This window comes from Variovorax atrisoli (genome assembly GCF_014195185.1).
GTDB classification, from domain to species: Bacteria; Pseudomonadota; Gammaproteobacteria; order Burkholderiales; family Burkholderiaceae_C; genus Variovorax; species Variovorax atrisoli.
In genome coordinates this window covers 279771-297261 of record NZ_JACIBG010000003.1, presented here as the reverse complement: position 1 = coordinate 297261, position 17491 = coordinate 279771, and the positions used below count along the sequence as shown (strand labels likewise).

Sequence of the window (17491 nt, the reverse complement as noted above, 5' to 3'; positions counted from 1 at the left end):
ACCGGCCAAACGGCGCGCCGGTCAAGAAACCAGCTGGCCTCGGGCCTTGTCGACCCACACCTGCAGGTTGTCGAGCAGGTCCTTCTGGCTGAACGAACAGCTTTCCTCGCTGAAGAGCGCGCTCGATTCGAGCCGGTCGAGCAGCCCCAGCAGCACCTCGCCGTAGCGCGGGGGCAGGGCGCCCAGCAATTCGGTGCTGGCGCGGGCCTCGTCCGACAGCGTGGTGACGGAGCCGCCCTGGCTGTCGCGCAGGGCCGCGATGCGCGCGGCGACGTTGTCGAGTTGCTGCAGCGCGGCGCTCACGATGCGTTCCTTCCGGGCGGCGGCAGCGAGAGGCCGCGTTCGCGCATCAGGTCGCGCAGGATGTCGGGGTAGTCGGTGATGATGCCGTCGGCGCCCCAGTCCATCAGCCGCTGCATGTCTGCGCGCTGGTTCACCGTCCAGGGCAGCACCTTCAGGCCGAGCTTGTGCGCCTCGCGGATGACCTCGGGCGTGAGGTCGGCGAAGGCCGGCGACCAGACCACCGGCCCCGGCGCGTTGGCCGATGCGGCCCGGACCATCTGCGGCACCGAGGCGAAGCTGGCGGCATCGAGGCCGTCGGTCCAGCGGCTGTCCTTCAGCGTGCGCGGCGTGGTGAGGTAGGCGCGCGGCATCTGCGGCGCGAGCTTGCCGACCAGCGTGAGCGTGCGCCAGTCGAAGCTCTGGATGGTCACGCGCCCGGCCATGTTCGCCTTGTCGATCTCGGCGAGCAGCGCGCGCACCATCGGCTCGGGCGCGGCGGTCTCGTCGGGCTTCGAGGGGTCGATCTTGGTCTCGATGTTGAAGCGGACCGTGGCCGCCTCGGCGCCGCGCGCCTGCACCTGTGCGAAGAGCGAGGCCAGCGTGGGGATGCGCTCGCCGTCGCGCGGAATCTGCAGCGCGAACTGCTTGCCGTAGTTGCTCGCCGGGTTGATGCGGCCCACGTCGTAGGTCTGCAGCTGCGCCAGCGTGAGCGTGCGGATGGGCGCACTGCTCCTGGGCGCGAGCCATGCGCCGCTCGCATCGCGGGTGTGGTCGGGGTTGAGCGAGGTGTCGTGCGAGATCACCACCACGCCATCGGAAGTGAGCCCGATGTCCAGCTCGAGCGTGGTGACGCCCATGTCGACGGCGTTGGAGAAGGCGGCCAGCGTGTTCTCGGGTGCCAGCCCGCGTCCGCCGCGATGCGCCTCGAGGTCGAAATGCTGCGTGGCCGTGGGCATGATGGCCGTGCAGCCGGCAAGGACCAGCACCGAAGCCAGAAGGGTGTATTTCATTTGAGCTGTACCTTGATCCCGTTGTCCTGCACCGTGATGTCGCCGATCTCGTAGGTCTTGCGTCCGACCGTGAGTTCGTCGGCCGTGAAGCTGCGCAGCACCTGCCCCTGAAGCAGTTCCTGCGCGACCACCGCGCCCACCTTCTGCAGCCGCTCGGCGTCGCGGCCCTCGATGCCCTGCAGCTCGAGCCGCTCGGCCTTGGGCTGGTCCAGCCGCAGGGCGCGTGCCGTGGCGTCGTACTTCAGCGCGCTGCTGACCGACACCACGCCCTGCACCGGTGAGGCTGCCAGCAGCGGGCTCGCGATGGTCAGCGTGGCGGTGATGGCCGCGCGGTTGGCCCTCGAATCCAGCCCCAGCTGCGGATCACGCAGGCCGACCATGAAGATCTCGGCGTAGCGCTCGGCCACCGGAAAGCGTTTGGCGATCTGCGCCTGCAGCTCGTCGCGGCTGGCGGTGTATTCGCTGGTGAAGAAATTGAAGCCGGCCAGCGCGGCGAAGGGCGCCTGCAGGGCCGCGGCGCCCAGCAGCGCGTGCAGCACCCGCCGACGGGAGCTGGTGGAAGGAAGCACGGGGCGGAAGTTCATAGCCGTGGGAGCTTGCCACAGGCGCGCAGGGTTCCCTGGACCCGCCTTCTGTGGCGCCGAATTTTCAAACTACATGTAAATTTTTTCCATCCCGAAAGTAAAGTTATGTAGTGCGAAATGGTTATATTCGGCGGGCGCACCAGGCACGCATTCCTGCGACGACAGGAATGCCACCCATGCGAGCGACGGGAGCAGGCGTTGGCGCCGGCTCTTTCCCCTCTCACACGGATGCTTTTCATGCTGCTTCAACCCGATGGCACCGGGGATGCTTTGGTGCGCGCGGCCGGTCCTGCCGTACGCGACGATGCGCCATCGCCGATTGCCCGGCCCCGCGGTAATTCCCACTTTGCGTCCGCGATGGCTTGGATGGCGCTCTGGGCCGTCACATGGCTGTGCGTGCTTTCGGCCTTGCACCTGACGCCGCCGACGGATTCCGTCGAGCAGCTCACCTGGGTCCGCTCCATCGAGTGGGGCTACCACAAGCACCCGCCGCTGCCCACGATGATGATCTGGCCGCTGGTGCAGCTCTTCGGCATCCACGAATGGGTGGTGAGCGCCGCCGGCGCGCTGGTGATCTGCGGCGCGCTCGTGATCTCGTGGCGGCTCGTGCGCGAGCTGGCGGGCAGCCATTTCGCGGCGCTGGCCATGCTGGGTTCGCTGAGCATCACCTACTACAGCGGCCGCCTCGACTTCTACAACCACAACACGGTGCTGCTCCTCTTCGTGGCGGCGTCTGCGTGGTTCTGCTGGCGCGCCTTCGCGGACCGCTCGCGCGTCGCCTGGCTTGCGCTGGGGCTCATGCTCGGCCTCGGGGCGCTGGCCAAGTACCAGGTCGCGCTGGCGGCCCTGAGCGTGATCGCCTTCTGGCTCACGCAGCGCGGCTGGCGCGACCCGGTGCACCTGCGCGGTCTGCTGGGCGCGGCGGCCGTCGCCTTCGCGGTGTTCGCACCGCATCTCTGGTGGCTGGTGACGCACGACTTCCTGCCCCTGCGCTACGCCCGCCACACGTCGCTGGGCGCCGCGATGACGTGCGCGCAGCGCACCGCCCACGCACTGCTTTGGCTGGCCGACCAGCTCAACAGGTTGAGCCCGGCGCTGCTGCTGGCCGCGGGCCTGCTGTGGAAGACGAGGAGCGCCGCCGCACCCGCGTCGCGGCAAACCGGGACGCCGCCACCTGAGGTCGGCCCCGACGCGCGGGCATTCCTTTTCATCTGGGGCCTGCTGCCGCTGACGGTCATCGTGCTGATCGGCCTGGCCACCGGGGCCGACCTCCAGTTCCAGTGGGGCACCGCGTTCATGTCCTTCACCTGTGCGGCGCTGATGCTGCTGCTGCCGATGGGCCGCTGGCATCGCATCGAGCGCCGTGACGCGACCACGGGTTTCCTGGCGGTGCAGATCCTGCTGTTCGCGCTGACCTGGGTGATGTCGCCGATGAGCGGACTGGGCCTGTCCAAGAGCAAGTCCGCAGGCTTCCGATCGGAGCACTTCGCTGCGCGCATCGGTCCGCCGGCGCGTGTCGTGCTGGATGGGCCCGTCATGATCGTCGGCGGTTCCTCGCGCATCGCGAGCGCCATCGCGCTGAGGCTGCCCGAGCGGCCGCTGGTGCTGCTCGAAGGCGACCTGGTCGCAAGCCCATGGGTGTCGGTCGCGCAGGTCGAGCGCCACGGCGTGCTGTGGGTGGGCGACGAGCATTCGCTGCCGCCGCCGCCCGGCCTCGAGCGGCACTGGGTGACCGGCAAGCTCTGGTGGGCCGTGCAGTTGCCCAGGCCCGACGCTGACTGAGCCGGCTCAGGCGCAGGGAACGCGCAATTCGTAGCGGGCGAAGGCCCGTTCGCCCTTGTGGATCACGCTGTGCAGTGAAAAGCCGAAGCGCTCGTACAGCGAGCGCAGCGGCGCCCGGTCGGCCACGCAGTCCAGCCGCAGGAAGGGGCGGCCGAGCCCTGCGGTGCGTTCGCGTGCGAATTCCAGGAGCCGTATCGAAACCCCGCGCCCCGCCCAGGCCCGGCTGACTGCGAGCTTGTGCACGTAGAGCGATGTGCCGGTCTCCATCTCGGGCCAGAAGCCCGGGTCATCGAGGTCGATCCGCATCACGCCCGCCACCTCGCCGCCTTCGCGGGCGATGAAGTAGCCGCCGGCATCGGTGTCGCGCTGCACGCGCTCCAGCCCGACGTCGGCCTCCGACCACAGCGGCCGGCCCTCGCCGGCGATCCATTGGGCGGCTTCGCTGAGGACGGCCGCGACGGTGGCGGCCTCGGAGGGCCTGGCTTGTTCGATCTGCATCGGGGGCAGAGCATAGCGGCGCGTCGGCTCAGGCGTGCCGCTCCACGTCGAAGCCTTCTTCCGGCGAGGGCGCCGCGAAGTGGCTGCTGATCAGCTCGAACTGCTCGTCCGTCGTCTCGAAGGGATGCGTGCCGCTCGCGTTGCGCGCCCGCAGGCGCTGTCTGCAGACCTCGTCGGGTACGTCGAGAAAGTGCAGCCTGTGCGCCGCGCCGGCCGCCTCGAAGATGCCGCGCATCCACCGGCGGCTGGCCACGGTGTTGGCCGGAAAGTCGAGCACGACCGACACGCCGGCCCTGAGCAGGCCGGCCACGTGGTCCGCCATGGCCTGCTTGAGCCGGCCCGCGCAGCGCACGTAGTCGGGCAGTTCGTGGATCTCGCCGGGGTACAGCGCCGCCAGCCAGGCGTCTTCGCTGATCAGCACGGTGGCGGGCGCTTCGGCGAGCTGCCGCATGAGCGTGGACTTGCCGGCGCCGATCTTGCCGCAGACCATGTGGAGCACGGGGCGGGGGAGTAGCGGTGTCATCTCGATCTCCTGAAGGCTTGAAGAGAAGAGCCCCAGGAAACGAAAAACCCGCCTCCTGGGGCGGGTTGCATGGCGTGTACCTGATGTGTCGTTCGAAGTGCCGCGCGCTAACCCACCGTCTTACGGATGGGTCGAATAATGGAGGCGGTACGCAGGCAGGCCATGGGCAGAGGATAACCGCAAGGCTCCGGCTCAGTCGTGCAGCGAGGACAGGAACTGCTTCAGCTCCGCCGTCTGCGGATTGCCGAAGAGCTCCGCCGGCGGCCCCATCTCGTGCACGCGGCCCTGGTGCATGAAGATCACGCGGTCGCTGACCTTGCGCGCGAAGTTCATCTCGTGCGTGACCATGAGGAGCGTCATGCCCTCGTCGGCCAGCGACTCCACCACCCGCAGCACCTCGCCCACCAGCTCGGGGTCGAGGGCGGACGTGATCTCGTCGCACAGCAGCACGGCCGGCTCCATCGCCAGCGCGCGGGCGATGGCCACGCGCTGCTGCTGGCCGCCCGAGAGCTGGTCGGGCATGGCGTCGAACTTCTCGGCCAGGCCCACGCGTGCGAGCAGCTTGCGGGCCTGCGAGGCGGCTTCGAGGCTGGTGCGCTTCTTGACCAGCGTGGGCGCGAGCATCACGTTGCGGCCAACCGACAGGTGCGGAAACAGGTTGAAGCTCTGGAAGATCATGCCCACACGCTGGCGCAGCTCGCGCATGGCCATGGCGCTCTCGTGCAGCAGCGGCTTGCCGTCCACCGTGAGCGAACCTTCCTGGAAGACCTCCAGGCCGTTGACGCAGCGCAGCAGCGTGCTCTTGCCTGAGCCGCTCTTGCCGATGATGGCGATCACCTCGCCGCGCTTCACGTCGAGGTCGATGCCCTTGAGCACCTCGTTGGTGCCGTAGGACTTGCGCAGCGCCGTGATGCGCACGATGGGCGAGCCCACCGAGGTGGCGGGCGTCTGTTGTTGCGAAGGGTCAAGCACGGCGGCCATGGGATTTCCTCTCGAGGTTCTTGGCGTACAGGCTCACCGGGAAGCACAGCACGAAATAAAGCAGGGCCACGCAGCTGAACACCACGAAGGGCTTGAAGGTGGCGTTCGAAATCATGCTGCCGGCCTTGGTGAGTTCGACGAAACCGATCACCGACGCGAGCGCGGTGCCCTTGATGACCTGCACCAGGAAGCCCACCGTGGGCGCGATGGCGATCTTCACCGCCTGCGGCAGGATCACGTGGCGCAGTTGCTCGCCGAAGCTCAAGGCGAGGCTGCCCGACGCCTCCCACTGCCCCTTGGGGATCGATGCCACGCAGCCGCGCCAGATCTCGGTGAGGAAGGCGCTGGTGTAGAGCGTGAGCGCTACGCTGGCGGCGGTCCACGCCGACACGTCCACGCCGAAGAGCGCGATGCCGAAGTAGGCCAGGAAGAGCTGCATCAGCAGCGGCGTGCCCTGGAAGAGCTGCACGTAGAGGCCCACGGCCCGGCCGATCGCCTTGCCGCCGCGCAGCCGCAGGAAGAGCAGCAGTGCGCCCACGATGCCGCCGCCGATGAAGGCGATGAGCGAGAGCACGACAGTCCAGCGCAGTGCCAGCAGCAGGTTGCGCAGGATGTCCCAGAGAGAAAAATCAGCCATGTCGGGGTGCTTTCGCTTGGTTGCTCAGCGGCCGAAGAAGAACTTCGGCCCGGCCCAGTCGAGCAGCCGCCGCAGCGCCACCGACAGCGCCAGGTAGATCAGCGTGGCGACGATGAAGGCCTCGAAGGCGCGGAAGTTGCGGCTCTGGATGAGGTTGGCCGCGTAGCTCAGCTCCTCGGTGGAGATCTGCCCGCACACTGCCGAGCCCAGCATCACGATGACGATCTGGCTCACCATCGCGGGCCATACCTTCTTGAGCGCCGGCGGCAGCACCACACGCAGGAACACCTGCGAGCGGCTCAGCGCCAGGCTCACTGCCGCCTCGATCTGCCCCTTGGGCGTGGCCTCGATGCCGGCGCGGATGATCTCGGTGGAGTAGGCCCCCAGGTTCAGCACCATCGCGATCACCGAGGCCACTTCCGGCGTGAGCTTTACGCCCGCCGCCGGCAGCCCGAAGAAAATGAAGAACAGCTGCACGATGAAGGGCGTGTTACGGATCAGCTCCACGTAGGTGCCCACGATGGCGCGCAGCCACTTCGGGCCGTCGGCGCGCGCCCACGCGCAGAAGGTGCCCACGATCATGCCCAGCACGGTGCCGACCGCGGTCAGGCCGATGGTCCATGCAACGCCCCGCAGCAGCAGCGGCCATTCGGAGAGCACCGCGCCGAAATCAAACTCGATGTTCATAAGTCAGTCTTCTCTTCGTGGAACGCCGCGGAACCGGCTTTGCCGGGCCGCAGGCGTCGCCCCCGGCGAGGGGGTGTGCGCAGCGACACGAAGCGCGCGAAGCATGGGGGAGTAATTGTTCAGACCGGCAGGTCGCCGGCAGCCTTGCCCAGCCACTTCTTCGACAGGGCGTCCAGCGTGCCGTCCTTCTTGGCGGCGGCGATGATCTCGTTGACCTTGGTCTTCAGCGCGGTCTCGCCCTTGGCGACGCCGACGAAGCAGGGGCTGTCCTTGAGCAGCAGCTTGAACTCGGCGCTGACCTTCGGGTTCTTGGCGAGCATGTCGCCCGCGACGGCGGCGCTGGTCGCAATGGTCTGCGTCTGGCCGGCCACGAAGGCGGCGATGGTCGCGTTGTTGTCCTCGAAGCGGCGGTAGTCGACGTTCGGCGGCGCCACCTTGTTCAGCTCCTGGTCTTCCATCGCGCCGCGCGTCACGGCCACGGTCTTGCCGGCCATGTCGGCGAAGCTGGTGAGCTTCATGCTCTTGGGGGCGTACACGGCCTGGAAGAAGGGAGCGTAGGCCGACGAGAAGTCGATCACCTTCTCGCGCTCGGGGTTCTTGCCCAGCGTGGAGATCACGAGGTCGGCCTTCCTGGTCTGCAGGTACGGGATGCGGTTGGCGCTGGTCACGGGCACCAGCTCGACCTTCACGCCGAGCTTGGAGGCGATGAGCTCGGCCATTTCCACGTCGAGGCCCTGCGGCTTCATGTTCTTGTCGACCGAGCCGTAGGGCGGGTAGTCGGTGGGAACGGCGATCTTGATGGTCTTGGCCTTGAGCACGTTGTCCAGCGCGTTCTGGGCGTGCGCGGCGCCGGCCGAGGCCAGCATGGCGGCGGAAGCGAGCGCCAGGGCGATGCGGCGTTTGGAAGCAGAGAAGGTCATAGCAGGGCTCCTAGGTAAGTCGAAGAATCGGAATCGGGCGGCGCGCCGGGCTTGCGGCGCCTGCCCTTGGGCGTTGCGGGGGCAGTGGCGGCGGTGTTGTGCAGCGGCGCCAGCGCGTCGCGCAGCTGCGCCAGCGGATCGGAGGGGGCCTGCACGCGCAGGGCCGACTGCACCGTGCCGATGTGCTCGGCCATCAGCGCCTCGGCGGCGGCGTGGTCGCCGCGCTCCAGCGCCGCGACGATGCGCACGTGGTCCTCGCAGGACTGCACCGCGTCGTGCGTGGACTGGTAGAGCATGGCGATCAGGGTGGTGCGCGCCGTGTAGTCGCGCAGCGTGTCGGCCAGCAGCGTGTTGCCCAGGCACTCGGCCAGGCAGACGTGGAAATCGCCCAGCAGGAAGCTGCGGTTGCCGACGTCGCTCTCTTTCAGTGCGGCCTTTTCACGCTGCAGGTGCGCCTTGAGCTGGCGCAGGGCGGTCTTCTCGATCTTGCCCACGCTGCGGATGAGGCCCAGCTCGATGACGCGCCGCGCCTCGAAGGCCTCGCGCGCCTCGTCCTGCGAAGGCTCGATGACGAACCAGCCGCGCCGCGCGCTCACGGTGACGATGCCGCGCGCCGCCAGCCGCGTGAGCGCCTCGCGCACGATGGTGCGGCTGCAGTCGAACAGCATCGCCAGCTGCTGCTCGCCCAGGCGAGAGCCCGGCGCGAGCTTCTGCGCCATCACCGCCTCGACGATGCGTGCACTGATTTCGGATGCGGAGATGGCCATATGCCTGCATACCAGCAGCTTCTGTGCCAACTGGTATGCAAGATTTGCGCACCTGAATGGAGCATGTCTCCGGTCGGGAGGCCGGCGCGGTGCGCCGATTCAGTGCCGGGGGCGCCCCAGCGCGCTGGCAGGCAGTGCCACAAGCATGAGCAATGCCGAGAGCACCAGCGCCCCGCTCAGCACGTAGAGGCTGGCGGTGAAGCCGCCCGTGAGCTGCTTGAGCCAGCCGACCATCATCGGCGCCACCAGCCCCGCGCTGCCGCCGATGGTGCTGATGAGCGCAATGCCCGCGGCCGCTGCGCTCTTCGACATGAAGTTGCCCGGCACAGCCCACAGCACGGTGAACGCCGCCGAGATGCCCATGGCCGCCAGCGCGAGGCAGAGCACGGCGGCGATCGCGTCGTGCATGAAGAACGTGGTCAGCGCCAGCCCGGCCGCACCCGCGACCGCGCTGAGCGCGAAGTGCCAGCGCCGCTCCTTGCTGCGGTCGGAGTGCCGGCCCACCACGATGTTGGCCGCGATGCCCGCCACCGCCGGGATCACCGAATAGAAGCCGATCTGCAGCACGCTCAGCCCCATCGACTTGAGGATCGTGGGCTGCCAGAACGACAGCGCGTAGATGCCCAGGATGATGAGGAACGACATGAAGCCGATCAGCCAGACCCGGCCGTCGCGCATCGCCGCGCCGAAGGTGTGGCGCTCGGCGGCGCCGTGCGCGGCCTGGTCTTCGGCCAGCAGGCGGGCCACGCGCTGCTTCTCGGCGGCGCTGAGCCAGGCCGCCTGCGCCGGACTGTTCGACAGCCAGCCGAAGGCCGCGATGCCCAGCAGCACGCTCGGCAGCCCCTCCAGCAGGAAGAGCCACTGCCAGCCGCGCAGCGACAGCGCGCCGTCGAGGTACGTCATCGTGAGCCCCGCGATCGGTCCGGCCACGATGGGTGCCGCGCCGAAGGCCATGAAGAAGAGGGCCGTGGCCTGCGCGCGGCGGTGCGAAGGGAACCACAGCGTCAGGTAGAACAGCACGCCCGGCGCGAAGCCGGCCTCGAACACGCCGATGAGGAAGCGCAGCACGTAGAACTGCGCGGGCGTGGTCGCGAACATCATCGCCGCCGAGGCCAGCCCCCACAGGCCCATGATGCGCAGCAGCGTGGCGCGCACGCCGATCTTCGCGAGCATCAGGTTGCTCGGAATCTCGAACACCGCGTAGCCGATGAAGAAGATGCCGGCGCCCAGGCCGAACACCGCGTCGCTGAAGCCGAGCTGCTCCTTCATCTGCAGCTGCGCGTAGCCCACGTTGGTGCGGTCCAGGTAGTTCAGCACGTAGCAGGCGCACAGCAGCGGCATCAGGCGCCAGGTGATCCTGCGGAAGAGGGCAGCGTCCTCGCGCGCATCGGCATCCGCCGGGGATTGCGCTTGCGCCCCGGCCAGGGTGGCTGTGTTCATCGTCTGTCTCCTCGTTGTCGAATCGTTCGCTCAGGCCTTCACCGGCGTTCCGAAGCTGGTCTCGCCCCAGAGGAAGCTGGCTGGCGCCCCCGGAAAGAGCCAGTGCGGCGTGCATTCGGCCGACGGCACCACGTTGCTGAAGCCGTGCGCTGCCGAGCTGCCTGCAAGCGTCTTCTCCAGCACCATCGACAGGTACTGGTCGTTGCTGCTTTCCTGCGTGTTGCCGTTGAGGATCACCTCCGCGCCGGTGGCCTGCGCGTAGCGGCGGATGCCGTTGTGCCGCGACTGCAGCGGCGTCCAGCTGTCGGCCGCCACGCCGTTCTCGCTGCTCACCCGCAGGCCGTCGCCCGTGCGGTAGACCAGAGAATGGTTGCCTTCGGTATGGCCCGGCGTGTGCACCAGCGCCAGACCGCGGCCGAGCTGGATGCTGCCGTCGAAAGCGACGATTCTTTCGGCCGGGATGCCGTCGAGCCCGTGCGGGCAGTACCACTCGGCCTGCACCGGCATCAGTCCCTGCACGCTCGCGAGCTCCTGGCGGTGCACCAGCAGCCTGGCGTTGGGCAGCAGGCCCGGCGTGGCGGCGCTGCCCAGCCACCGGCGCAGGTCCTGCGTGTGCAGGTGGTCGTAGGTGATGTAGTCGACCTGCTCCGGCGCGATGCCGCAGCTCGCCAGCGCCTGCGGCACGGTCCGGTAGACCGGCGCGATCGCCTTGTGCAGGAACTTCGGCGTCTGCTCGGCCAGGCGGTTGAAGTAGGGCGTCTCGTTGCCGGCCTCGAAGTCCGCCGGCGTGAACAGCAGCGTACGCAGCCGGCCCTCGAAGTCGTCGTACTGGACGACCACCGTGCGCGCCAGCAGATGCACCATGTGCGGCTTGAGCAGCTGCTGCGAATAGACGCCCGTGAAGGCGAACCACGCCGGGTACGGAATGCGCAGCAGGTCGAAGCTGCGCGCGAAGCGCACCGGCGGCGCGTCGAGCAGGCGCTCGCGCAGGCCCTCGGCGGCGCGGCGGATGGCGCGCAGGCGCTCCTGCGGCATGGCGGCGTCGCGCGCGCCGTCGAAATCCGCCAGCTGTGCGAAGCCGGAGGGTTCGGGGTCTCTGGTCATGGGGTCTCCTTGTCAGCCTTCGAGGGAAGCGAAGCGAAATGAGCGGGCGCTCAGTACGTCGAGCGCCCGCCCGAGATGTCGAACACCGCGCCGGTGCTGAAGGAACAGTCGTCCGACGCGAGCCATGCCGCCATGGCGGCCACCTCGTCGACCTCGACGAAGCGCGCCATCGGCACGCGCGAGAGCAGGGCGGTGCGCAGCTGCTCGCGGTGTTCGGCCGGAACGGCGGCGAACACCTCGGTGTCTGCCGCCGAGGGCGTGATGCAGTTCACCAGCACACCGGACGAGGCCAGTTCCTTGCCCAGCGACTTGGTGAGCGCGATGAGACCGGCCTTCGAGGCGGAGTACGCGGCGTTGAAGCCGTTGCCCTCCTTGCCTGCGACCGAGGCGATGTTGACGATGCGGCCGCGCCGCTGCGCGAGCATCGCCGGTGCCACTGCCCGGCAGCACAGCCATGCACCCGTGAGGTTGACGTCGAGCACGTTGCGCCACTGCGCGGGCGTGTGCTCCCAGGCCGGCACCGTCGGCCCCAGCACCCCGGCGTTGTTGACGAGGACGTCGATGCCGCCGAAGCGCTCCTGCGACTGCGCGGCCGCGCGGGCGATCTGGTCTTCCTCACGCACATCGACGACTGCCGACGCGGCGTTGCCGAACGGCGCGAGCGTCTCCATGGCATGGGCGAGCGCCAGCGCGTCGAGGTCCCACAGCGCGACGCTTGCACCGGCCGCGAGGTAGCGCCGCGCGATCGCCAGCCCGATGCCGCGCGCGCCGCCGGTCACGATGGCATGCCGGCCCGCGAGCGCATCGCCGTGCAGCGCGTTCATGCCGTGGCCGTCTCTGCTGCCGCTGCTGCGCGTGCGGCGGCCGGCTGGCCCAGCAGCCCGCCCACCAGTGCGCCGACCTGCTCCGCCGGCACGCCAGCCAGCAGCTGCCGCAGCATCGTGAGCGTGTCGAAGTACACGCGCTCGCACACCAGCCGGTCGCCCTCGAAGATGAAGAAGGCGTTCATGCGGCAGCGGAAGCTGTTGCCGGTGGGAGGCAGGCCCTTGAGCGGCCCCTTGTGCGTGCCCAGCAGCCAGAACTCGACGATCACCGAGTCGTCGGCGTGGCGCAGCTGGATGATCTCGTGGCGCTGGTCGGGAAAGGCGCGGCGCGTGTCGATGTAGTACTGGCGCACCTGGGCGATGCCGTCGTGCACCTCGCCGCTGGGAACCAGCTCGTAGTGCGGATGCGGGAAGGTGCCGAGCACGGCGTCGAAGTCCTGCCGGGTCTCGTCGGCGAAGTGGTCGAGCACGAGGCGCTCGCGGCGGGCTTGGAGTTCGGTGCGTGGGGTGTCGTCTTTGCTCATCGGGTGCGCTCCATGTGACAGGAATGGCTGCTGACGTCGGGTTGGCGCGAATGCGCCGGCCCGGGCTCGCTGCGTACTATCGGCACGCCCCTGAAACAAGACTGTCCGGTGTTGGCAATCGACGCTACGGACAAACCCGCGATGCCACGCACGCTCCCTTCATCCCCCGACACGGCCCCGGACGCGCAGCCATCGCCGGTGCACAACGGCGACATGCGGCTGGCCCAGGACGTGCAGCGGCGGCTGCTCGAAGTGGCGCACCGGCGCACGCTGGCGCGCGGCGAATCGCTCTTCCACAAGGGCTCGTCGCCCGACGCTCTATTCGGCGTGGTGGCCGGCTCGCTGCGCGTGAGCGTGGTGGCGCCGGGCGGGCGCGAGGCGGTGATCGCGATGCTCGAACCCGGCCACTGGTTCGGCGAGGTGTCGCTGCTGGTGGGGCGCGAGCGCGTCTACGACACCTGCGCGGTCGACACCACCGAGATGGCGGTGGTCGCGGCGGCCGATTTCCATCGGCTGGTGGCCGAGCATCCCGACGTGCACATGGCCTTCACCCGGCTGGTGTGCCTGCGGCTGCGCCAGGCGCTGGCCTGGATCGACGACGTGATCCTGATGCCGCTGCCGGTGCGGCTCGCGCACCGCCTGCTCACGCTGGACGTGCGCGCGGAGGGCGCGGATCAGGGCACGGGCAAGGGCGGCGGCACGCTGCTGGGCGTGTCGCAGGAAGACCTGTCGTTCATGCTCGGCGTGTCGCGCCAGAGCGTGAACCGGCAGCTCAAGCTGTGGGAGGAGGACGGCACGCTGCGCGTGCGCTACCGCGCCATCGAGCTGCTGGACCGCGCACGGCTCGAGCGGCACGCGGCCACGCCGCCCTGAGCGGCGTTCTGCGCGGGATCAGTCCATCCGCGCGCCGGATGCCTTCACAGCCTTCTCCCAGCGCGGTGTTTCCGTCGCGAGGAAGCGCGCGAAATCCTCGCTGCCAAGGAAGGCCGGGTCGGCGCCCTGGCTCACCATGCGTTCGCGCACCTCGGGGTTGCTGAGCACCTGCCTGAAGGCGTCGCTCAGCTTGGCGACCACGTCTTTCGGCGTGTCCTTCGGCGCGAGGAAGCCGTAGAAACCCACCACCTCGAAGCCCTTGACGCCCGACTCGATCACGGTCGGGATGTCGGGCAGGGCGGGGTTGCGCTCGCGGCTGGTCACGGCCAGGGCGCGCACCTTGCCCTGCTTGTGGTAGTTGGCCGCCTGCGGGATCGACTCGGCCATGAACTGCACCTGCCCGCCCATCAGGTCGGTGAAGGCCGGGGCGCTGCCTCGGTAGGGGATGTGCACCATGAAGATTCCGGTGGCGGTCTTGAACATCTCCGGCACCAGGTGGCTGATGCCGCCGTTGCCGGCCGAGCCGTAGTTGACCTGACCGGGCCGCGCCTTGGCGTAGTCGATGAACTGCTTCAGGTTCTGCACCGGCAGCTTGGGCGTGACCAAGAGCGCCAGCGGCTGCATCGCGGTGCGCGCGATGGGCACGAAGTCGCGCTGCGTGTTGTAGGGCAGCTTGCTGTAGAGCGCGCCGTTGATCACCGCCACGCCCGTATTGGCCAGCATCAGCGTGTAGCCGTCGGCCGGGCTCTTGGCGACCGCGTCGGCACCCACCGAGCCGCCCGCGCCGGGCTTGTAGTCGACGATCAGCGGCTGGCCCAGCACGGCCTGCAGCTTGTCCGTCAGCAGGCGCGCATGCTGGTCGAGGGGGCCGCCGGCGGGAAAGCCGATGACGATCTTGATCGGCTTGTCGGGAAAGGCGGCCATCGCCGCCGTGGCGCCGAGGCCGAGGGAAAGGACCGCGAGTGCGGTCCGGATGGGCTTGTTCATGATCCGTCTCCTGTTTTTGTGAGGAGACGATCATAGGCAGACCGCTCAGCCGGCCAGCGTGGCCTTCAGCGTGATCTCGGGCACGCTCGCCAGCGCCTTCGACAGCGGGCAGCCGGCCTTGGCGGCGGCCGCGATCTGCTGGAACTTCGCCTCGTCGAGGTTGGGCACGCTGGCGTCTAGTTCGAGCGCGATGCGGTCGATCTTGAAGCCGTCGCCGTCCTTGGCCAGCCGCACGGCCGCGCGCGTGTCGATCTTCGTGGCCGCCAGGCCTTCCCGCTCCAGCGCGAAGGCGAAGGCCATCGTGAAGCAGGCGGCATGCGCTGCGCCGACGATTTCCTCGGGGTTGGTGCCGCGCTTGTCGTCCTCGAAGCGGCTGGCGAAGCCGTAGGGGTAGTCCTTGAGGGCGCCGGTCTCGGTGCTGACCAGGCCCTTGCCGGTCTTGCCGGCGCCTTCCCAGTGAACGCTCGCGTGCTTTTCTGCTGCCATGGAAGCTCCTTCGGTGGGTGAGTGGGTGAGTGGGTGGACGGGAGGGGAAAGAAAAAGAGAACAGCCCGCAGGTATCGCGCGGAAGGCGGCGCCTGTCTGTAGTCGCAGAGCGCGTCCGGCAGGGCCGGGCATGTGAGAAAAAATGGCGTCACCTAGGCGACGCCCCCGGGGGCTTCCCCGATGCGAGCGGCGGACGTGGCGGCTTAGGCTGGCGGGAATCCACCTTCCCGCCCTCTCGTCCATCCCCCGCCCGTGCCCACCATGGAACAACGCCCGCATTACAAGTTCTGGCCCAAGCGCCTCCCGCACTCGATCACCGTCCCCGCCACCTCGCTCTGGCACAACCTCGCCACCTCGGCCGCGCGCTACCCCGACAAGCCCGCGCTGGTGTTCTTCGGCCGCGTGACCAGCTACCGCGAGTTCGCCGCGCAGGTCGACCGGCTGGCCGGCACGCTGCACGCGCTGGGCGTGAAGCGCGGCGACCGCGTGGTCCTGGACATGCAGAACTGCCCGCAACTGGTGATCGCGCATTTCGCGATCCTGCGCGCCAACGCGGTGGTGGTGCCGGTCAACCCGATGAACCGGGCGGAGGAGCTCAAGCACTACATCACCGACCCCGACGCCAAGGTGGCCCTCATCACCGGCGACCTGGCGCCCGAACTGGCCAAGGCCAGCAACTCGCTGCCGCCCGAGCAGCGGCTGGACCACATGATCGTGACCCAGTTCACCGACGCCTTCGACGCCGAAGCCTCGGGCGACGACGCCCCGGCGCCCGCCTGGAAGGAGTGGCTCACCACGCGCCACCCGCTGCCCGTGCTCGATGGCGGCAAGGTCGTCGCCTGGACCGACGCGCTCGAGGCCGGCCACCCGCCGCCCGAGCACGTGGTGGGCGCCAACGACATGGCGCTGCTGCCCTACACCAGCGGCACCACCGGCCTGCCCAAGGGCTGCATCCACAACCACTCCAGCCTGATGCACAACGCCGTCTCAGGCCAGATGTGGGGCTGCTCGACCTCCGAGACGGTGGTGCTCGCGGTGGTGCCGATGTTCCACATCACCGGCGTGGTGAGCATGATGCACACCGCCATCCTCGCGGCGGCCACGCTGATCATCATGCCGCGCTGGGACCGCGACGTGGCCGGCCGGCTCATCTCGCGCTGGAAGGTCACGGCCTGGACCAACATCCCGACCATGGTCATCGACCTGATGGCCAGCCCCAACTTCAAGGACTACGACCTGTCGAGCATGACCTACATCGGTGGTGGCGGCGCCGCCATGCCCCAGGCCGTGGCGCAGCGCCTCTTCGAGCAGTACGGCCTGAAGTACCAGGAGGGCTACGGCCTCACCGAGACCGCCGCACCCTCGCACACCAACCCGCTGGACAACCCCAAGCAGCAGTGCCTGGGCATCCCGTTCATGAGCACCGATGCGCGCGTGGTCGACCCCGACACGCTCAAGGAAATGCCCATCGGCGAATCGGGCGAGATCATCATCCACGGCCCCGAGGTGTTCCAGGGCTACTGGAAGCGGCCCGACGCCACCGCGGCGGCCTTCGTCGAGTTCGAGGGCAAGCGCTTCTTCCGCTCGGGCGACATGGGCCGCATGGACGAGGACGGCTACTTCTTCATCACCGACCGCCTCAAGCGCATGATCAACGCGAGCGGCTTCAAGGTGTGGCCCGCCGAGGTCGAGCTGCTCATGTTCCGCCACCCGGCGATCCAGGAAGCCTGCGTGATCTCGACCAAGGACGACTACCGCGGCGAATCCGTCAAGGCCGTGGTGGTGCTGCGCCCCACGCACAAGGACACCACCGAGCAGCAGATCATCGACTGGTGCCGCGAGAACATGGCCGTCTACAAGATCCCGCGCAAGGTGCAGTTCGTCGACGCGCTGCCCAAGAGCGGGAGCGGGAAGGTCATGTGGCGCCTGCTGCAGGAGGCGGAGAGCGAGGCGAAGTGAATCCGGCTGAAGGGGCGGGCACTTGACCGGTCAGTGCCCGAGCCCCAGCGACTTCAGCAGCTTCCCGGCTTCTTCCCTCCCGTTCGGCGTCACCTGAGGCGCCGCCATCGCCTTCGTCAGGTAGTCGACGACCTTGCGGTGGTTCTTGTGCGGGCCTTCCCACAGGAAGAGGCGTCCCAGCTCAAGTGCCGCGTCGCCGTCGCCCGCGGCGTAGGCGCGCTCGAACCAGTAGCGGGCCCAGCGGAAGTTGCCTTCGTCGCGATAGCAGATGGCGAGGTTGGCGCAGCCTGCGATGTCGCCGGCCCTGGCGGCCTTGCGGTACCACTGGCGGGCGGCGGTGCTGTCCTGCTTCACGCCGATGCCGTGGTCGAGGAAGTAGCCGACGCTGTTGAGCGCGTGGGTCTCGCCGGCGACGGCGGCCTTGAGGAACAGCGACAGCGCCTTCTTGTGCGCGCCTGCATCCCATGCGTCGTTGGCGGCGGAAAACCAGTCGTCCCGGGTGGGTTCCTGCATGTGCGGGGTCTCCTTCGAAGCGCGGTTCGGGTAAGAACGCGAGAAAGAAAGGAAAAAAACTGTGTCCCGAATTGTTCCGGTGCGCGGATCACTTAGCCTCGACCGGACCG

General features: G+C 68.7%; 20 protein-coding genes. 3 read left to right on the top strand and 17 right to left on the bottom strand.

Annotated elements, in window-relative coordinates; translation table 11 throughout:
* Window positions 1-21: 21 nt before the first annotated feature.
* Genes FHY06_RS12555 through FHY06_RS12545 form a run of 3 tightly spaced genes read right to left on the bottom strand, consistent with a single transcriptional unit; the run spans window position 22 to window position 1876 of the window.
* On the bottom strand, window positions 22-303 hold the full coding sequence (locus FHY06_RS12555; RefSeq protein WP_145760675.1) for a hypothetical protein: 282 nt from the start codon (window positions 301-303) through the stop codon (window positions 22-24).
* Window positions 300-1292, bottom strand: a complete 993-nt coding sequence (locus FHY06_RS12550) for a glycerophosphodiester phosphodiesterase (RefSeq protein WP_184605346.1) — start codon at window positions 1290-1292, stop codon at window positions 300-302. Before FHY06_RS12550 ends, FHY06_RS12555 begins: the two co-directional genes overlap by 4 nt.
* Window positions 1289-1876 carry a DUF1439 domain-containing protein gene (locus tag FHY06_RS12545; RefSeq protein ID WP_132755423.1) on the bottom strand — a complete coding sequence of 196 codons (588 nt, stop codon included), beginning with the start codon at window positions 1874-1876 and terminating at the stop codon, window positions 1289-1291. Before FHY06_RS12545 ends, FHY06_RS12550 begins: the two co-directional genes overlap by 4 nt.
* A gap of 357 nt (window positions 1877-2233) precedes the next feature.
* Between FHY06_RS12545 and FHY06_RS12540 the strand changes: the two genes are divergently transcribed.
* Complete coding sequence (locus FHY06_RS12540) at window positions 2234-3658, top strand: ArnT family glycosyltransferase (protein ID WP_221404236.1); 1425 nt, start codon at window positions 2234-2236, stop codon at window positions 3656-3658.
* A 6-nt stretch (window positions 3659-3664) separates the two neighbouring features.
* Here the strand turns inward: FHY06_RS12540 and FHY06_RS12535 are convergent, their stop codons facing one another.
* The 11 genes from FHY06_RS12535 to FHY06_RS12485 all read right to left on the bottom strand — a co-directional run bounded on the left by FHY06_RS12535 (window position 3665) and on the right by FHY06_RS12485 (window position 12563).
* Entirely contained in the window at window positions 3665-4156 is a 492-nt protein-coding gene (locus tag FHY06_RS12535) for a GNAT family N-acetyltransferase (protein WP_019654915.1), read from the bottom strand.
* Between the two features lie 28 nt (window positions 4157-4184).
* Window positions 4185-4679 (bottom strand): P-loop nucleotide/nucleoside kinase family protein, encoded by a 495-nt coding sequence (locus tag FHY06_RS12530; protein ID WP_184605344.1) that lies wholly within the window; start codon window positions 4677-4679, stop codon window positions 4185-4187.
* Window positions 4680-4871: 192 nt separating this feature from the next.
* Entirely contained in the window at window positions 4872-5660 is a 789-nt protein-coding gene (locus FHY06_RS12525; RefSeq protein ID WP_019654917.1) for an amino acid ABC transporter ATP-binding protein, read from the bottom strand.
* A complete protein-coding gene (locus tag FHY06_RS12520) occupies window positions 5644-6297 on the bottom strand; it encodes an amino acid ABC transporter permease (RefSeq protein ID WP_019654918.1) in 654 nt (217 codons plus the stop codon). Before FHY06_RS12520 ends, FHY06_RS12525 begins: the two co-directional genes overlap by 17 nt.
* 24 nt (window positions 6298-6321) lie before the next feature.
* Entirely contained in the window at window positions 6322-6984 is a 663-nt protein-coding gene (locus tag FHY06_RS12515) for an amino acid ABC transporter permease (RefSeq protein WP_019654919.1), read from the bottom strand.
* A gap of 119 nt (window positions 6985-7103) precedes the next feature.
* The gene (locus FHY06_RS12510; protein ID WP_019654920.1) at window positions 7104-7904 is read right to left on the bottom strand and encodes a transporter substrate-binding domain-containing protein; all 801 of its coding nucleotides are present in this window, start codon (window positions 7902-7904) and stop codon (window positions 7104-7106) included.
* Entirely contained in the window at window positions 7901-8671 is a 771-nt protein-coding gene (locus FHY06_RS12505) for a GntR family transcriptional regulator (RefSeq protein WP_020723086.1), read from the bottom strand. Before FHY06_RS12505 ends, FHY06_RS12510 begins: the two co-directional genes overlap by 4 nt.
* A gap of 99 nt (window positions 8672-8770) precedes the next feature.
* On the bottom strand, window positions 8771-10111 hold the full coding sequence (locus FHY06_RS12500; RefSeq protein ID WP_184605343.1) for an MFS transporter: 1341 nt from the start codon (window positions 10109-10111) through the stop codon (window positions 8771-8773).
* Between the two features lie 30 nt (window positions 10112-10141).
* Window positions 10142-11215, bottom strand: coding sequence for an MBL fold metallo-hydrolase (locus FHY06_RS12495; protein ID WP_184605342.1), 1074 nt, complete (start codon window positions 11213-11215; stop codon window positions 10142-10144).
* A 50-nt stretch (window positions 11216-11265) separates the two neighbouring features.
* Window positions 11266-12039 (bottom strand): SDR family NAD(P)-dependent oxidoreductase, encoded by a 774-nt coding sequence (locus FHY06_RS12490; protein WP_184605341.1) that lies wholly within the window; start codon window positions 12037-12039, stop codon window positions 11266-11268.
* The gene (locus FHY06_RS12485) at window positions 12036-12563 is read right to left on the bottom strand and encodes an ester cyclase (RefSeq protein ID WP_019654925.1); all 528 of its coding nucleotides are present in this window, start codon (window positions 12561-12563) and stop codon (window positions 12036-12038) included. Before FHY06_RS12485 ends, FHY06_RS12490 begins: the two co-directional genes overlap by 4 nt.
* Window positions 12564-12704: 141 nt before the next feature.
* Between FHY06_RS12485 and FHY06_RS12480 the strand changes: the two genes are divergently transcribed.
* The gene (locus tag FHY06_RS12480) at window positions 12705-13436 is read left to right on the top strand and encodes a Crp/Fnr family transcriptional regulator (RefSeq protein WP_184605340.1); all 732 of its coding nucleotides are present in this window, start codon (window positions 12705-12707) and stop codon (window positions 13434-13436) included.
* Between the two features lie 18 nt (window positions 13437-13454).
* Here the strand turns inward: FHY06_RS12480 and FHY06_RS12475 are convergent, their stop codons facing one another.
* Both FHY06_RS12475 and FHY06_RS12470 read right to left on the bottom strand, forming a co-directional pair.
* Window positions 13455-14423: a Bug family tripartite tricarboxylate transporter substrate binding protein gene (locus FHY06_RS12475; protein WP_019654927.1), complete on the bottom strand. Its 969-nt coding sequence runs from the start codon at window positions 14421-14423 to the stop codon at window positions 13455-13457.
* A 45-nt stretch (window positions 14424-14468) separates the two neighbouring features.
* Window positions 14469-14909, bottom strand: a complete 441-nt coding sequence (locus FHY06_RS12470) for an OsmC family protein (protein ID WP_019654928.1) — start codon at window positions 14907-14909, stop codon at window positions 14469-14471.
* Between the two features lie 261 nt (window positions 14910-15170).
* Here FHY06_RS12470 and FHY06_RS12465 point away from each other — a divergent pair, with 261 nt between their 5' ends.
* Window positions 15171-16868 (top strand): long-chain fatty acid--CoA ligase, encoded by a 1698-nt coding sequence (locus tag FHY06_RS12465; RefSeq protein ID WP_184605339.1) that lies wholly within the window; start codon window positions 15171-15173, stop codon window positions 16866-16868.
* Between the two features lie 30 nt (window positions 16869-16898).
* On the opposite strand, the gene FHY06_RS12460 is transcribed toward FHY06_RS12465, so the two are convergent.
* Window positions 16899-17381, bottom strand: a complete 483-nt coding sequence (locus tag FHY06_RS12460; protein ID WP_019654930.1) for a tetratricopeptide repeat protein — start codon at window positions 17379-17381, stop codon at window positions 16899-16901.
* Between the last annotated feature and the right edge of the window lie 110 nt (window positions 17382-17491).

Bases quoted from the DNA above. Each gene is read 5' to 3' on its own strand.
- FHY06_RS12550 (WP_184605346.1), bottom strand. From the start codon at position 1,292: ATGAAATACACCCTTCTGGCTTCGGTGCTGGTCCTTGCCGGCTGCACG.
- FHY06_RS12545 (WP_132755423.1), bottom strand. From the start codon at position 1,876: ATGAACTTCCGCCCCGTGCTTCCTTCCACCAGCTCCCGTCGGCGGGTG.
- FHY06_RS12540 (WP_221404236.1), top strand. From the start codon at position 2,234: ATGGCTTGGATGGCGCTCTGGGCCGTCACATGGCTGTGCGTGCTTTCG.
- FHY06_RS12535 (WP_019654915.1), bottom strand. From the start codon at position 4,156: ATGCAGATCGAACAAGCCAGGCCCTCCGAGGCCGCCACCGTCGCGGCC.
- FHY06_RS12530 (WP_184605344.1), bottom strand. From the start codon at position 4,679: ATGACACCGCTACTCCCCCGCCCCGTGCTCCACATGGTCTGCGGCAAG.
- FHY06_RS12525 (WP_019654917.1), bottom strand. From the start codon at position 5,660: ATGGCCGCCGTGCTTGACCCTTCGCAACAACAGACGCCCGCCACCTCG.
- FHY06_RS12520 (WP_019654918.1), bottom strand. From the start codon at position 6,297: ATGGCTGATTTTTCTCTCTGGGACATCCTGCGCAACCTGCTGCTGGCA.
- FHY06_RS12515 (WP_019654919.1), bottom strand. From the start codon at position 6,984: ATGAACATCGAGTTTGATTTCGGCGCGGTGCTCTCCGAATGGCCGCTG.
- FHY06_RS12510 (WP_019654920.1), bottom strand. From the start codon at position 7,904: ATGACCTTCTCTGCTTCCAAACGCCGCATCGCCCTGGCGCTCGCTTCC.
- FHY06_RS12505 (WP_020723086.1), bottom strand. From the start codon at position 8,671: ATGGCCATCTCCGCATCCGAAATCAGTGCACGCATCGTCGAGGCGGTG.
- FHY06_RS12500 (WP_184605343.1), bottom strand. From the start codon at position 10,111: ATGAACACAGCCACCCTGGCCGGGGCGCAAGCGCAATCCCCGGCGGAT.
- FHY06_RS12495 (WP_184605342.1), bottom strand. From the start codon at position 11,215: ATGACCAGAGACCCCGAACCCTCCGGCTTCGCACAGCTGGCGGATTTC.
- FHY06_RS12490 (WP_184605341.1), bottom strand. From the start codon at position 12,039: ATGAACGCGCTGCACGGCGATGCGCTCGCGGGCCGGCATGCCATCGTG.
- FHY06_RS12485 (WP_019654925.1), bottom strand. From the start codon at position 12,563: ATGAGCAAAGACGACACCCCACGCACCGAACTCCAAGCCCGCCGCGAG.
- FHY06_RS12480 (WP_184605340.1), top strand. From the start codon at position 12,705: ATGCCACGCACGCTCCCTTCATCCCCCGACACGGCCCCGGACGCGCAG.
- FHY06_RS12475 (WP_019654927.1), bottom strand. From the start codon at position 14,423: ATGAACAAGCCCATCCGGACCGCACTCGCGGTCCTTTCCCTCGGCCTC.
- FHY06_RS12470 (WP_019654928.1), bottom strand. From the start codon at position 14,909: ATGGCAGCAGAAAAGCACGCGAGCGTTCACTGGGAAGGCGCCGGCAAG.
- FHY06_RS12465 (WP_184605339.1), top strand. From the start codon at position 15,171: ATGGAACAACGCCCGCATTACAAGTTCTGGCCCAAGCGCCTCCCGCAC.
- FHY06_RS12460 (WP_019654930.1), bottom strand. From the start codon at position 17,381: ATGCAGGAACCCACCCGGGACGACTGGTTTTCCGCCGCCAACGACGCA.